The organism is Streptomyces sp. NPDC003011 (assembly GCF_053591515.1).
The window spans coordinates 1-1,443 of record NZ_JBSFTY010000196.1 but is presented as its reverse complement, the minus strand read 5'-3'; the positions used below and the strand labels follow the sequence as shown (position 1 = coordinate 1,443).

Sequence of the window (1,443 nt, the reverse complement as noted above, 5' to 3'; positions counted from 1 at the left end):
TACCTCGGCAGCCTCCTCGAACCCGGCCAGTTGCTGGACGCCGCCTACTGGGTGGACAACCTCCGCCACCCCGTCCACTTCCACACCACCGCACTGCAACTCCTCGACGACGGCCACCACACCCTCATCGAAACCAGCCCCCACCCCGTCCTGGCAGCCGCCCTCACCGACATCCTCGGCATGCATCCGGCGGGTGGGCACCACCATCCCACCCTCACACGTCATCACGACACCAGCAGTCGCCTCCTGGCAACCCTCACCACTCTCCACACTCACCACCACAACGTCGACCTCACCCCCCACCTGCCGCAGCGGGGGGAGTCGTCAGAACATCTGGACCTGCCCACCTACCCCTTCCAACACCAGCCCTACTGGCTCCAAGCACCCACTCAGCTCACCGACGCCACCGACCTCGGCCTGGCCGTCACGGGACACCCGCTGCTGAGTACGGTCACCCAGCTCGCCGACACCAGCACCACCGTCCTGTCCGGACGCATCAGCCTCAAAACCCACCCCTGGCTCGCCGACCACGCGGTATCCGGAACCGTCCTGCTGCCCGGAACCGCCCTGGTCGACCTGGCCCTCCACGCCGGCGACCACACCGACGCCCACCACCTCGACGAACTCACCCTCCACACCCCCCTCATCCTCCACGACACATCCAGCCGCGACCTCCAAGTCACCAGCACCCCGGAGACCAACGGCTGGCAAGTCACCATCCACTCCCGCCCGCACACCAACCAGCCGGACGACACCGAGCCGTGGACCTGCCACGCCACCGGCACCCTCACCACCGCAGAGCAGTCAGCCCAGCCCCTCACCCAATGGCCGCCCGCCAACGCCACCCCCGTCGACACCGCCGACCTCTACACCCAACTGGCCGACAACGGCTACGACTACGGGCCCGCCTTCCAAGGCGTCACCGCGGTATGGACACAGCCCGACGGCACCCTCCACGCCGAGATCACCCTGCCCGACAGCGCCGACCCAGCCGGCCACACCATCCACCCCGCCCTCCTCGACGCCGCACTCCACCCCCTCGCCACCCAGACCACAGGCACCAGCACCGACCTGCGCCTGCCATTCGCCTGGACCGGCGTCACCCTCCACGCCACCAACGCCACCCACCTACGCGTCACCCTCACCACCACCGGCAACGACATATCCATACAGGCCTGGGACCCCACCGGCACACCCGTCGCCACCATCACCACCCTCACCACCCGCCCAATCGACCCCGCCGCACTGACCACCAGCACCGGCACCGACACCCGCAACAGCCTCTTCCACATGACCTGGAAGCCCACCGAAGCAACCACAGGCGACATCGACCCCGACCAAGTCGACCTCTACATCCCCAACACCGGCGAGGACAACGAAGGCCCGGCAGCCGCCCACGCAGCCACCGAAGCACTCCTCACCCACCTGCAATCCTGGCTGACC

1 protein-coding gene is annotated in these 1,443 nt (G+C 68.3%); it reads left to right on the top strand.

Features of this window, described 5'->3' with window-relative positions:
* On the top strand, window positions 1-1,443 hold a 1,443-nt coding region (locus ACWD0J_RS41270), incomplete at both ends, for a polyketide synthase dehydratase domain-containing protein (RefSeq protein ID WP_451501004.1).